Origin of the sequence: Krasilnikovia sp. MM14-A1259 (genome assembly GCF_047159535.1) — a bacterium.
Taxonomy (GTDB): domain Bacteria; phylum Actinomycetota; class Actinomycetes; order Mycobacteriales; family Micromonosporaceae; genus Actinoplanes.
In genome coordinates this window covers 4288090-4300928 of sequence record NZ_BAAGAJ010000002.1, presented here as the reverse complement: position 1 = coordinate 4300928, position 12839 = coordinate 4288090, and the positions used below count along the sequence as shown (strand labels likewise).

Genomic DNA, 12839 nt, shown 5'->3' with positions numbered 1-12839 from the left:
CGGAAAGTCAGGGGTGGCCGGGGACGTCGGACAGGGGCGGGTCGATGCCGACGCCGTGCAGCAGCCACCAGTGGCTGCCCAGCCCGGCCGCGTCGGTGAGTTCGGCCGCGGCGCCCGCCCGGCTCAGCGCCCGCAGATAGCCCCCCGGGTCGGTGCCCGCCTGATCGAGCGGCGGGCGGGCCCCCGACACCCCCAGGGCCTGCAACGCCGCCCGCTGCCGCAGCAGCACGTACGGGCGGCCGACCCCGGTCGCGACCGCGTCGACGGCCACGTGCGCGGTGACGTCGCAGCCCCCGTCCGGTACGGGCACCACCTGGCGGCCCGCCCGGAACCCGGTGAGCGTTCCGTGCGGCGGCCGGTCGCCGCGCAGGTGCCCGTAGTCGATCGCGAGCGCGCACCCGCGCCGGACCGCGGACACGGCGTCGGCCCAGGCGACGTCGCGGGGCCAGCCGATCTCGGCGCGGTCCCCGGGTGATCGCAGCGGCCACCAGCGCGCCAGCCAGAACGCGTCCGCGGCATCGACCGGGGCGCCCAGCGACTCGGCTCCGGTCACCGGATCGACCAGCACCCGGCGGGCCCGCCCCTCCCGGTCGGTCTCGGCCACGTCCAGCGGCACGTTGTCCAGCCATTCCGTGCCCAGCAGCAGGCCCACGACGCCGTCCGGGACGTCGGGACGCCACGCGATCTCCGGGTTCAGCCCGGGCGGCCGGGAAGCCAGCTCGACCGCGGTCAGCCGGGCCCGGCTGCCGAGGGATTCGGCGAGCAGCGGGTGCAGCGCGGTGAGCAGTTCGCCGCGTCCGGCGCCGACGTCCACCACGTCGAATCTCGGCGGGTGCCGCAGGGCGGCGTCGAGGCGGCTGACGAGCCGGTGCAGCGCTCCGGCGAACAGCGGCGAGGCGTGCACGCTGGTCCGGAAATGCCCGGCGGGCCCGGTCGCGTCGCTGGTGAAGAATCCGGTCGGGCCGTACAGCGCGTCCCGCATCGCCGTGCGCCATCCGACCTGCCGCCCCGTCACACCGCCACCCTAGGTTGAGCCGAGGTGCAGTTGTTCACAGGTGGTTGTCACGGGTGTGTCACGTCGGCGCATACTTCTCCACGACCGGTACCCCAATCGCTGAGGACTGGATCCGAACATGAGCGCAGTGCCGCGCGCCCGAGACCGGGCCGAACCGCTGGTCGTCGGTGTTGTCGGCGCCGGGCGGGTGGGCGCCGTCCTGGGCGCGGCTCTGGCCGCCGCGGGCCACCATGTGGTCGCCGCCGCCGGGGTCTCCGCGGCCTCCCGCGACCGCATCGCCAATCTTCTTCCGTACGCCGCGGTGCTGCCCGCCGACGAGGTCGCGCGCGCCGCGACGGATCTGCTGCTGGTGGCCGTGCCCGATGACGCGCTCGCCGGCGTGGTGTCCGGGCTGCGTACGACCGGTGCCCAGCCGGAGGGCCAGATCGTCGCGCACACGTCCGGCGCCCACGGCATCGCCGTGTTCGGCGACACCGCCGGGATCGCGCTGCACCCGGCGATGACGTTCACGGGCGGCGCCGCCGACCTGGACCGGCTGCCCGGCATCGCGTACGGGCTGACCGCCCCCGCACCGCTGCGCCCGTTCGCCGCCCGGCTGGTGACGGACCTGGGCGGCGTACCGGAGTGGGTCGCCGAGGACGCCCGGCCCGTGTACCACGCCGCGCTGGCGCACGGCGCGAACCACCTGGTCACGCTCGTGAACGAGGCCGCCGACCTGCTCCGCGCGGCCGGGGTGGAACGCCCCGGCGCGGTGCTGGCCCCGCTGCTGCACGCCGCGCTGGACAACGCACTGGCCATGGGTGACGCGGCGCTGACCGGCCCGGTGTCGCGCGGGGACGCGGGCACCGTACGCAAGCATCTCGACCGGATCCCGGCCGAGTCCGCGCCCGCCTACCTGGCGCTGGCCCGGCGCACCGCGGACCGGGCGATCGCGGCCGGGCGGCTGCGCCCGCAGGATGCGGTGGCGCTGCTGGACGTGCTCGCCGAGGCGGCCCGGACCGGGTCCGCGCCGATGGGCCGCGTCGAGGCCGGTCCGGCGGGCGTTGTCGGTGCAGCACGAGTCGAGGAGGCCGCTTCATGACGGATCTGCTGCACACCCGCGCCGAGCTGGATGCCGCGCGCAAGGCGCTGCCCGGCACGGTCGCCGTGGTCATGACCATGGGGGCGCTGCACGAGGGGCACCGCGAGCTGATGCGTACGGCGCGGCGGCACGCGGACCACGTACTCGTCACGATCTTCGTGAACCCGCTGCAGTTCGGCCCGAACGAGGACTACGACCGCTACCCGCGCACCTTGGACGCCGACCTCGAGGCGTGCCGGGCCGAGGGGGTGGACGCGGTGTTCGCCCCGTCCCGCGAGGAGATGTACCCGGGTGGCTCGCCCACCGTGACCGTGGACGCGGGCGCGATGGGCACGATCCTGGAGGGGGCCAGCCGCCCGGGCCACTTCGCCGGGATGCTCACGGTGGTCTGCAAGCTGCTCCTGCTGACCCGCGCCCACCTGGCGTTCTTCGGGGAGAAGGACTACCAGCAGCTCGCCCTGATCACCCGGATGGCCCGCGACCTGGAGATCGGCACCGAGATCCGCGGGGTGCCGACCGTGCGCGAGCCGGACGGCCTGGCGCTGTCCAGCCGTAACCGCTATCTGTCGGCCGAGGAGCGCACGGCCGCGCTCGCGCTGTCGCGCGCGCTGCGGGCCGGCGCCTCCCACACCGTGGCCGAGGCCGCACTCGCTGCAGCCGCCGCGATCCTGGCCGACAGTACGGGCGTCCAGGTCGACTATCTTGCCCTGACCGACCCGGAGCTGGGCCCTGCCCCGGCTCAGGGAGCGGCCCGGCTGCTCGTGGCAGCCCGGGTCGGCACCACCCGCCTGATCGACAACGTTCCGCTCCAGTTGGAGATTGCCGCATGATGCTGCGCACGATGCTCAAGTCGAAGATCCACCGGGCCACCGTGACCCAGGCCGACCTGCACTACGTCGGCTCGGTGACCGTGGATTCCGACCTGCTGGACGCGGCCGACCTGATTCCCGGCGAGCAGGTCGCGATTGTGGACGTGACCAACGGGGCGCGTCTGGAGACGTACGTGATCCCGGGCGAGCGCGGCACCGGCGTGATCGGCATCAACGGTGCCGCCGCACATCTCGTGCACCCCGGTGACCTGGTCATCCTCATCTCGTACGGGCAGATGGACAGCGAGCTGGCCCGGTCGTACGAGCCGCGGATCGTGCACGTCGACGCGCAGAACCGGATCATCTCGCTGGACGCGGACCCGGCGGGTGCGGTGCCCGGCATGGCCGACGACCTGGTCCGGGGCGACCTGACGATGGCGCGCGCCTGAGCGCTGCCGCGCGCAGTGTGAAGCACGCTGCCTCCGTACGAATGCCATATGATTGACAAAAGGGACATCTGTGGCGCTCTGGAGGCAGGGGTTCATGCGACACCGCCTGAGCGGGCTGGTGGCCGCGGGCCTGGTCGTGATGGTCCTCGGCGCGGGCTGCGGCCTGCCCGAAGGAGTCGACGGCAACATCACCGACGACTGGACGCCGATCGCCGCCCCCACGGGCTTCACCCCGGACGCCCAGACCTGCCACGCCGCCGCGTACGCCCCGGTGGGGCCGCGCTCGGCGTACGAGCAGGTCGACTGCGCCCAGCCGCACCGCACCGAGACGGTGTACGTCGGGCGCTACCCGGACGGCGGGACGGCACCACCCGTCCCGGCGTCCGCCGAGGCGAGCCAGGCGTACCGGACCTGTGACCTGAAGTCCGCGTCGTTCGCCGGCGGCCCGTGGCGCACCGCGCGCCTGTGGATCGGCGTCACCCACCCGTCCGCGGCGGCGTGGACCGGCGGCGCCCGCTGGTTCCGCTGCGAACTCGTCGAGGTCAGCTCGGTCGAGGACGGCGGCCCCGCGGTCCCGCGTACCGGCAGCCTCAAGGGGGCGCTCGCCCGGCCGGCCTCGCCACTGCTGCTCACCTGCTACGCGGTGAAGCTCACCCCGGCCGGGGCGATCGACACGATGCCTGCGGCGGCCTGCACCGGCAAGCACAACGCCGAGTTCGTCGGCGTGTGGAACGCGGGCACCCTGCCGTACCCGAAGACCGACGAGCAGTGGGCCAAGTTCCACGCCGGCTGCCGCTCGGTCATCGCCACGTACGCGGGTGTGCCCAACGACGCCGACCAGCAGTACCGCACCGGGGTGGTGTCCCTGCCCGGCGGTGCGGACGTGTGGGCGCTCGGCGACCACGCGGTGCGCTGCTACCTGTGGGTGGACGGCGCCACGCTCACGTCGTCGGTGAAGGGCAAGGGAAACGCCGGATTGCCGATCTTGTACAAGTAACTCCGAGCACTTATCCGGCCCCCGGCTCGATCCCGGCGCGTCCGCGAGGTTGACTGAGCAAATGTCGCATCCTGCGGACCTCCCGGCGCTACCGCGCTGCCTTGCCGCCCCCGACCCCGGCTGGGCCGAGACCACCGACGTCGTGGTGGTCGGCTCCGGCATAGCCGGCCTGACCGCCGCACTGCACCTGCGCGAGGCCGGCCTGCACGTCACCGTCGTCACCAAGGTCAACATCGACGACGGCTCCACCCGTTGGGCCCAGGGCGGCATCGCGGCCGTACTCGACCCGCTGGACACCCCCGAGGCGCATGCGTTCGACACCGAGATCGCCGGGGTCGGCCTCTGCGACCCCGCGGCCGTCCGGGTACTCGTCGAGGAGGGTCCCGCGCGGATCCGCGAGCTGATCCGGCTCGGTGCGGCGTTCGACCGCAACCCCGACGGCTCGCTCATGCTGACCCGCGAGGGCGGGCACCGCGCCGACCGGATCGTGCACGCGGGCGGCGACGCCACCGGCGCCGAGGTGCAGCGCGCCCTGCACGCCGCGGTCCGCCGCGACCCGTGGATCCGCCTGGTCGAGCACGCGCTGGTGCTCGACCTGCTGCGCGCCGCCGACGGGCGGGCCTGCGGGATCACGCTGCACGTGCTCGGCGAGGGCACCGAGGACGGCGTGGGTGCCATCCTGGCCCGCGCGGTCGTGCTCGCCACCGGCGGCATGGGCCAGGTGTACGCCTCGACCACCAACCCCTCCGTATCGACCGGCGACGGCGTGGCCTTGGCCCTGCGTGCCGGCGCCGATGTCACCGACGTGGAGTTCGTGCAGTTCCACCCGACCTCGTTCATGACCGCCAGCATCACCTCGGTGCAGCGTCCGCTGATCTCCGAAGCGCTGCGCGGGGAGGGCGCCCACCTGGTCGACGAGTCCGGCACCCGGTTCATGGTCGGCCAACACGAGCTCGCCGAACTGGCCCCGCGCGACGTCGTCGCCAAGGGCATCCACCGGGTGCTGCGCGCGACCGGCGCCGACCACGTGTACCTGGACGCCCGGCACCTGGGCAAGGAGTTCCTGGAGCAGCGGTTCCCGACGATCGTGGCTTCCACCCGGGCGGCCGGGGTCGACCCCGCGACCGACCTCATCCCGGTCGCCCCCGCCGCCCACTACGCGTCCGGCGGGGTTCGTACGGACCTGCACGGCCGTACCTCCATCCCCGGCCTCTACGCCTGCGGCGAGGTCGCGTGCACCGGCGTGCACGGCGCGAACCGGCTCGCCAGCAACTCGCTGCTGGAGGGCCTGGTGTTCGCCCGCCGGATCGCCGACGAGCTGGCCCGCGACCTGCCCCCGCAGGTGGATCCGGTGCCGGTCTCCGGCGCTCCCGGCTGGGTGGTCGCCCCGGCCGTACGCGGCGAGCTGCAGCGTGCCATGACCCGTGGCGCGGGCGTCCTGCGCTCGGCCGACTCCCTGGCCGGTACGGCCAAGGAGCTGTCCCGCCTCGCCGAGCAGCGCGGCGTCCCGCGCAACGCGGCCTGGGAGGCGACGAACCTGCTCACGGTCGCCAGCGCGCTCGTGGCGTCCGCGACCACGCGCCGGGAAACCCGCGGCTGCCACTGGCGCGAGGACTACCCGACTGCCGCCGACGAGTGGCGCGGCCACCTGCTGACCGACATCGACGCGGCCGGCACCTTGACCCAGTCCTTCGAGGAGATGGCATGACCGAGCGCACCGAGCGCAGCGAGGGCCACGAGCGCGGCCTTGTGGAGGTCGGGGTGGGGCTGGATCCGGCTGCGGTGGAGCGGATCGTCCGTGTTGCGCTCGCCGAGGATCTCGGCGACCCGCCGCTGGACGTGACGAGTGCGGCGACGATCCCCGCCGACCAGGTCGACACGGCCGAGCTGGTCGCCCGCGCGCCCGGCGTCGTGGCGGGCCTCGGGGTGGCCGCCTGGGTCTTCGCGGTGACGTCCGGCGGTGCGGCGACCTTCGAGCCGGTCGCCACGGACGGTGACCGGGTGGTCCGCGGCGACGTGCTGGCGGTCGTCACCGGCCCGACCCAGGCGTTGCTCACGGCCGAGCGGACCGCACTGAACCTGCTGTGCCGGATGTCCGGAGTCGCGACGCACACCCGGCGCTGGGCGGACGCGCTGGCGGGCACGAAGGCGCTCGTGCTGGACACCCGCAAGACCACCCCGGGCCTGCGCGCCCTGGAGAAGTACGCGGTCCGCGCGGGCGGCGGCACGAACAAGCGCATGGGCCTGTACGACGTCGCGATGATCAAGGACAACCACAAGCTGGCGGCGGGCAGCATCACCGCGGCGTACCGGGCGGTGCGGGAGGAGTTTCCGCACGTCGCGGTGCAGGTGGAGGTCACCACGCTGGCCGAGGCGCGGGAGGCGGTCGAGGCGGGCGCGGACTTCCTGCTGTGCGACAACATGACGCCCGACCAGCTCCGCGAGGTGGTCGCGGCGGTCGGGGACCGGGCGGAGCTGGAAGCCACCGGCAACCTCACCCTGGAGACCGTCGACGCGTACGCCGCCACGGGCGTCGACTACCTCTCCGTGGGGGGTCTCACGCACTCGTCGCCGATCCTCGACATCGCGCTGGACCTGCGTGCCCGGTGAGGCGGCGTTGCGGGTGGGGGCGGGTGCACCCGTACGTGATGTCCAGGTCTTAGGGTTTGCTCGTGCTCTTGTGCATTGACATCGGCAACACGAACACGGTCCTGGCCACCTTCGACGGCGACAAGCTGGTGCACAGCTGGCGGATCAAGACGGACGCCCGGTCGACCGCCGACGAGCTGGGGCTGATGTTCCGCGGCCTGCTGGCGGGCGACAACGTGGAGATCACCGGCGTGGCGGCGTGCTCGACCGTGCCGGCCGCGCTGCGCTCGCTGCGCACGATGCTGGCCCGCTACTACGGCAACCTGCCGAACGTGATCGTCGAGCCGGGGGTGAAGACCGGCGTGCAGCTGGCGATCGACAACCCCAAGGAGGTCGGCGCGGACCGGGTGGTCAACACGCTCGCCGCGCATGCCCTGTACGGCGGCCCGTCGATCGTGGTCGACTTCGGCACCACCACGAACTTCGACGTGATCAGCGCGAAGGGGGAGTTCCTGGGCGGGGCGTTCGCGCCAGGCATCGAGATCTCCTTCGACGCGCTCGCGGCCCGGGCCGCGCAACTGCGCAAGGTGGAGCCGGCCGCGCCACGCTCGGTGATCGGCAAGAACACGGTCGAGTGCCTGCAGTCGGGCATGTATTTCGGCTTCGCGGGTCAGGTGGACCGGATCGTCGAGCGGATGATCGAGGAGCTGGGCTCGGTGCGCGCGGTCATCGCGACCGGGGGCCTGGCCGGACTGGTGAAGGACGAGTGCCGGACGATCACCGCGCACGAGCCGATGATCACCCTGATCGGGCTGCGGATGGTATATGCGCGGAACGTCTGAGGCGGCCTGAGTACGCTTTTCCCCGACTTCCATCGCCCCCGACAGAGAGCCCGTGTGCCGTGACCGAGCAGAACCAGCCCGCCGTCGACCCCGCCGAGGACCTTCCCGAGCAGATGCGGGTCCGCCGGGCCAAGCGGGACCGCATGCTGGCCGACGGCACCGAGCCGTACCCGGTCGGCTTCGGCCGGACGGCTTCGCTGTCCGAGATCCGCGAGCGGTATGCGGACCTGGCGACCGACACCGCCAGCGGGGACACGGTCGGGGTCACCGGCCGGGTGATTTTCGTACGCAACGGCGGCAAGCTGTGCTTCGCCACGCTGCGTGACGGGGACGGGACCGAGCTGCAGGCGATGTTGTCCCTCGACCGGGTGGGTGCCGAGCGTTTGGAGGACTGGAAGCGCCTCGTGGACCTGGGTGATCTGGTCGGGGTGACCGGCGAGGTGATCACCAGCCGCCGCGGCGAGCTGTCCGTGCTGGCCGACTCGTGGGCGATCACCGCGAAGTCGCTGCGCCCGCTGCCGGTCGCGCACAAGCCGCTGAGCGAGGAGACCCGGGTCCGGCAGCGTTATGTCGACCTGATCGTGCGCCCGCAGGCCCGCGACGTCGTACGGACCCGGGGGACGGTGGTGCGCAGTCTTCGCGAGTCGCTCTTTGCGCGCAATTATCTCGAAGTGGAAACGCCAATGTTGCAGTTGCTTCACGGTGGTGCGACTGCCCGGCCGTTTGTGACGCACAGCAACGCACTCGACACGGATCTCTATCTGCGTATCGCCCCGGAACTCTTTTTGAAGCGGTGCGTGGTCGGCGGGATCGAGCGCGTCTTCGAGATCAACCGGAACTTCCGCAATGAGGGTATGGACTCCACCCACTCGCCGGAGTTCGCGATGCTCGAGGCGTACCAGGCGTATGCCGACTACGACGTGATGCAGAACCAGGTCCGCGAGTGGATTCAGGAGGCCGCGCAGGCGGTGGCGGGTTCGCACGTGGTGACCCACCAGGACGGCACCGAGCTGGATCTGGGCGGGCAGTGGCGCTCGGTCACGCTGTTCGGCTCCCTGTCCGAGGCACTCGGCGAGGAAGTGACGATCCGTACCGATATGGCGCAACTGCAGCGGTACGCGGAAAAGCACGATCTCGCCGTGGACCCCAAGTGGAGCGCGGGAAAGCTGGCCGAGGAACTCTTCGAGCACCTGGTCCAGCCGACGCTGCAGGCGCCCACGTTCGTGCGGGACTACCCGGAGGAGACCACCCCACTCACCCGGGCCCACCGCGAGACCCCCGGCCTCACCGAGAAGTGGGACCTGTACGTGGCGGGCTTCGAACTGGCTACCGCGTACTCGGAGCTGGTCGACCCGGTGGTGCAGCGGGAACGCCTGGTGGCGCAGTCGCTGCTGGCGGCCAAGGGCGACGCCGAGGCGATGCGGCTGGACGAGGATTTCCTGCGTGCCATGGAGTACGGAATGCCGCCCGCGGGTGGCATGGGAATGGGAATCGACCGGCTGTTGATGGCGCTGACGGGTCTGGGGATTCGGGAAACGATCCTCTTCCCGCTCGTGCGTCCGGAGTAGCACGGGCGGTTTTGGCCGGGGCGGCGGGGTCATTTCGGATCCCGCCGACGACAATCACGCCCCCTGGATTGACGGGTCGTGCGGGCAAAGCGTTATTGTTCTCCTATTACTGCGGAGCGAACCTGTGTTCGGGAGGATAACGGCGCGTGGCCAAGCAGATCATTCACAAGCTGGTCGATGACCTCGACGGTGGCGACGCCGACGAGACCGTGAAGTTCGCCCTAGACGGCATTCAGTACGAGATCGACCTGTCGGAGAAGAACGCAGCCAAATTGCGGGACGTCTTCGCACAGTACGTCGCCGCCGGTGCGAAGGTGGCGCGCGGCGGCGTCGTCGTGGGCGGCCGGGCCGCCCGTGGCCGCGGCGGTGCCACGGCCGACCGTGAGCAGAACAAGGCCATCCGCGAGTGGGCGAAGAAGGCCGGCAAGGAGATCAGCGACCGGGGCCGGATCCCCCAGGAGATCGTGGACGAGTTCCACGCCAAGGGGCCGGGCCGCTAGTCGGTCGGCATTCAGAAGGGTCCGCGGCGCGCTGCGCCGCGGACCCTTCTGCTTTCTGCTCGTCCACCCGGCACCTTGCGTACGGTTATCCACAGGGGTGGACAACGTTGTCCACAGGTTGTGGACAGGCTGGCCGGGGGCTTCCACGCCGGGATTTCGCTGTGCGCGTACTCCCGTGGGGTGGGGAACACCGGTTGAGCGTGGGAGGTTGGGGAAAACATCCGCTCCAGGTACGCCAAGGGGCCGTGAGGGCCCCAGCGGAGTCACCCGGCGGCGATAGAGTTACAGCACGGGTATCACCGATGCCCGTGCGCTGGCCCCGCCAGACCATTGGCGCACGGCACGTGAGGAGCACGAGGGCATGTTCGAGCGGTTCACCGACCGAGCGCGACGGGTTGTCGTCCTGGCCCAAGAAGAGGCCCGGATGCTCAACCACAACTACATCGGGACCGAGCACATCCTGCTGGGCCTGATCCACGAGGGCGAGGGCGTCGCCGCGAAGGCTCTGGAGAGCCTGGGCATCTCGCTCGAGGGCGTCCGGCAGCAGGTCGAAGAGATCATCGGTCAGGGTCAGCAGGCGCCGAGCGGGCACATCCCGTTCACGCCGCGCGCCAAGAAAGTGCTGGAGCTGTCGCTGCGCGAGGCGCTGCAGCTCGGCCACAACTACATCGGCACCGAGCACATCCTGCTCGGCCTCATCCGTGAGGGCGAGGGCGTCGCCGCCCAGGTGCTGGTCAAGCTCGGCGCCGACCTCAACCGGGTCCGCCAGCAGGTCATCCAGCTGCTCTCCGGCTACCAGGGCAAGGAGCCGGCCGCGGCCGGCGCGGCGGCGGGCGAGGCCGCCCCGTCCACCTCCCTGGTGCTCGACCAGTTCGGCCGCAACCTGACGCAGGCCGCCCGCGAGGGCAAGCTCGACCCGGTCATCGGCCGGGAGAAGGAAATCGAGCGGGTCATGCAGGTGCTCTCGCGCCGGACGAAGAACAACCCCGTCCTGATCGGCGAGCCGGGCGTCGGCAAGACCGCGGTCGTGGAGGGGCTGTCCCAGTCCATCGTCAAGGGCGAGGTGCCCGAGACGCTGAAGGACAAGCAGCTCTACACACTCGACCTCGGCGCGCTCGTGGCGGGCTCCCGCTACCGCGGTGACTTCGAGGAGCGCCTGAAGAAGGTGCTCAAGGAGATCCGCACCCGGGGCGACATCATCCTGTTCATCGACGAGATCCACACCCTGGTCGGCGCGGGCGCGGCCGAGGGTGCGATCGACGCCGCGAGCATCCTCAAGCCGATGCTGGCCCGTGGCGAGCTGCAGACCATCGGCGCCACCACGCTCGACGAGTACCGCAAGCACCTGGAGAAGGACGCCGCGCTGGAGCGCCGCTTCCAGCCCATCCAGGTCGGCGAGCCGTCCCTGGCGCACACCATCGAGATCCTCAAGGGCCTGCGCGACCGGTACGAGGCCCACCACCGGATCAGCATCACGGATGCGGCCCTGGTCGCCGCGGCCACACTGGCCGACCGGTACATCTCGGACCGCTTCCTGCCGGACAAGGCGATCGACCTGATCGACGAGGCCGGCGCCCGAATGCGCATCCGCCGGATGACCGCGCCGCCGGACCTGCGCGACTTCGACGAGCGCATCGCCCAGGTGCGCCGCGACAAGGAGTCCGCGATCGACGCGCAGGACTTCGAGCGCGCCGCCCAGCTGCGCGACAAGGAGAAGCAGCTGCTGGGCCAGAAGGCGCAGCGGGAGAAGGAATGGAAGGCCGGCGACCTCGACGTCGTGTCCGAGGTCGACGACGAGCAGATCGCCGAGGTCCTGGGCAACTGGACCGGCATCCCGGTCTACAAGCTGACCGAGGAGGAGACCTCCCGGCTGCTGCGCATGGAGGATGAGCTGCACAAGCGGGTCATCGGCCAGGAGGACGCGGTGCAGGCGGTGTCCAAGGCGATCCGGCGTACCCGCGCCGGGCTCAAGGACCCGAAGCGGCCGTCGGGCTCGTTCATCTTCGCCGGCCCGTCCGGGGTCGGTAAGACCGAGCTGTCCAAGGCGCTCGCGGAGTTCCTGTTCGGCTCCGAGGACGCGCTGATCCAGCTCGACATGTCCGAGTTCCACGACCGGTACACGGTGTCCCGCCTCGTCGGTGCCCCTCCCGGCTACGTGGGCTACGACGAGGGCGGCCAGCTCACCGAGAAGGTGCGCCGCAAGCCGTTCTCGGTGGTCCTGTTCGACGAGATCGAGAAGGCCCACCCGGACGTGTTCAACACGCTGCTGCAGATCCTGGAGGACGGTCGCCTGACCGACGGCCAGGGCCGCATCGTCGACTTCAAGAACACCGTGATCATCCTGACCACCAACCTGGGCACCCGGGACGTGGCCAAGGCGGTGTCGCTCGGCTTCCAGGCCTCCGAGGCCGAGGAGAGCAACTACGAGCGGATGAAGCAGAAGGTCAACGACGAGCTGAAGCAGCACTTCCGGCCGGAGTTCCTGAACCGCATCGACGACACGATCGTGTTCCACCAGCTGCGCCAGCAGGAGATCCTGCAGATTGTCGACATCTTCACCGCGCGGATCGAGACCCAGCTCAGGAACAAGGACATGGGCCTCGAACTGACGGACAACGCGAAGAAGTACCTGGCGAACAAGGGCTTCGACCCGGTCCTGGGCGCCCGGCCGTTGCGCCGCACGATCCAGCGGGACCTGGAGGACACCCTGTCCGAGCAGATCCTCTTCAACGAGCTGCGCCCCGGCCAGATCGTCGTCGTGGACTGCGAGGGCGACCCCGCCCAGGTGGAGAAGTCCAAGCTGGTCTTCAAGGGCGCCGACCGGGGCTCCGTGGTCCCGGACGCCGTCCCCGCCGACCTCGGGGCGGCCGCCGCCGAGGAGTGATCGCGAGTCAACGAACAGCGGCCCGGCACCCGTATCGGGGTGCCGGGCCGCTGCACATCCACGGCGGGTACGGCCACGCGACCGGGCCGCCCACCTCGTCCACCG

General features: G+C 71.4%; 11 protein-coding genes. 10 read left to right on the top strand and 1 reads right to left on the bottom strand.

The features are described 5' to 3' along the window. Window positions 1–7 precede the first annotated feature (7 nt). On the bottom strand, window positions 8–982 hold the full coding sequence (locus ACMCNK_RS19425; RefSeq protein WP_412740916.1) for an SAM-dependent methyltransferase: 975 nt from the start codon (window positions 980–982) through the stop codon (window positions 8–10). A gap of 151 nt (window positions 983–1133) precedes the next feature. Here ACMCNK_RS19425 and ACMCNK_RS19420 point away from each other — a divergent pair, with 151 nt between their 5' ends. The 10 genes from ACMCNK_RS19420 to ACMCNK_RS19375 all read left to right on the top strand — a co-directional run bounded on the left by ACMCNK_RS19420 (window position 1134) and on the right by ACMCNK_RS19375 (window position 12734). After that, a complete protein-coding gene (locus ACMCNK_RS19420; RefSeq protein WP_412737818.1) occupies window positions 1134–2096 on the top strand; it encodes a Rossmann-like and DUF2520 domain-containing protein in 963 nt (320 codons plus the stop codon). Next, window positions 2093–2926, top strand: a complete 834-nt coding sequence (gene panC / locus ACMCNK_RS19415; RefSeq protein ID WP_412737817.1) for a pantoate--beta-alanine ligase — start codon at window positions 2093–2095, stop codon at window positions 2924–2926. Before ACMCNK_RS19420 ends, panC begins: the two co-directional genes overlap by 4 nt. Further along, window positions 2926–3354: an aspartate 1-decarboxylase gene (panD, locus tag ACMCNK_RS19410; protein WP_412740915.1), complete on the top strand. Its 429-nt coding sequence runs from the start codon at window positions 2926–2928 to the stop codon at window positions 3352–3354. The genes panC and panD overlap by 1 nt, the downstream gene beginning before the upstream one ends. Before the next feature lie 94 nt (window positions 3355–3448). Continuing rightward, window positions 3449–4351: a septum formation family protein gene (locus ACMCNK_RS19405; RefSeq protein ID WP_412737816.1), complete on the top strand. Its 903-nt coding sequence runs from the start codon at window positions 3449–3451 to the stop codon at window positions 4349–4351. Between the two features lie 61 nt (window positions 4352–4412). Further along, the gene (locus tag ACMCNK_RS19400; RefSeq protein WP_412737815.1) at window positions 4413–6059 is read left to right on the top strand and encodes an L-aspartate oxidase; all 1647 of its coding nucleotides are present in this window, start codon (window positions 4413–4415) and stop codon (window positions 6057–6059) included. Next, a complete protein-coding gene (gene nadC / locus ACMCNK_RS19395) occupies window positions 6056–6961 on the top strand; it encodes a carboxylating nicotinate-nucleotide diphosphorylase (protein ID WP_412737814.1) in 906 nt (301 codons plus the stop codon). The genes ACMCNK_RS19400 and nadC overlap by 4 nt, the downstream gene beginning before the upstream one ends. Before the next feature lie 62 nt (window positions 6962–7023). Then, entirely contained in the window at window positions 7024–7782 is a 759-nt protein-coding gene (locus tag ACMCNK_RS19390) for a type III pantothenate kinase (RefSeq protein ID WP_412737813.1), read from the top strand. Between the two features lie 59 nt (window positions 7783–7841). Next, window positions 7842–9350, top strand: coding sequence for a lysine--tRNA ligase (gene lysS / locus ACMCNK_RS19385; RefSeq protein ID WP_412737812.1), 1509 nt, complete (start codon window positions 7842–7844; stop codon window positions 9348–9350). 146 nt (window positions 9351–9496) lie between these two features. Beyond that, window positions 9497–9850 (top strand): histone-like nucleoid-structuring protein Lsr2, encoded by a 354-nt coding sequence (locus tag ACMCNK_RS19380; protein WP_412737811.1) that lies wholly within the window; start codon window positions 9497–9499, stop codon window positions 9848–9850. 361 nt (window positions 9851–10211) lie between these two features. Beyond that, window positions 10212–12734: an ATP-dependent Clp protease ATP-binding subunit gene (locus tag ACMCNK_RS19375; protein ID WP_412737810.1), complete on the top strand. Its 2523-nt coding sequence runs from the start codon at window positions 10212–10214 to the stop codon at window positions 12732–12734. Window positions 12735–12839 lie beyond the last annotated feature (105 nt).

What these genes read in the sequence shown, in the direction of transcription:
- ACMCNK_RS19425 (WP_412740916.1), bottom strand. Translation starts at nt 982, where the DNA reads ATGCGGGACGCGCTGTACGGCCCGACCGGATTCTTCACCAGCGACGCG.
- ACMCNK_RS19420 (WP_412737818.1), top strand. Translation starts at nt 1,134, where the DNA reads ATGAGCGCAGTGCCGCGCGCCCGAGACCGGGCCGAACCGCTGGTCGTC.
- panC (WP_412737817.1), top strand. Translation starts at nt 2,093, where the DNA reads ATGACGGATCTGCTGCACACCCGCGCCGAGCTGGATGCCGCGCGCAAG.
- panD (WP_412740915.1), top strand. Translation starts at nt 2,926, where the DNA reads ATGCTGCGCACGATGCTCAAGTCGAAGATCCACCGGGCCACCGTGACC.
- ACMCNK_RS19405 (WP_412737816.1), top strand. Translation starts at nt 3,449, where the DNA reads ATGCGACACCGCCTGAGCGGGCTGGTGGCCGCGGGCCTGGTCGTGATG.
- ACMCNK_RS19400 (WP_412737815.1), top strand. Translation starts at nt 4,413, where the DNA reads ATGTCGCATCCTGCGGACCTCCCGGCGCTACCGCGCTGCCTTGCCGCC.
- nadC (WP_412737814.1), top strand. Translation starts at nt 6,056, where the DNA reads ATGACCGAGCGCACCGAGCGCAGCGAGGGCCACGAGCGCGGCCTTGTG.
- ACMCNK_RS19375 (WP_412737810.1), top strand. Translation starts at nt 10,212, where the DNA reads ATGTTCGAGCGGTTCACCGACCGAGCGCGACGGGTTGTCGTCCTGGCC.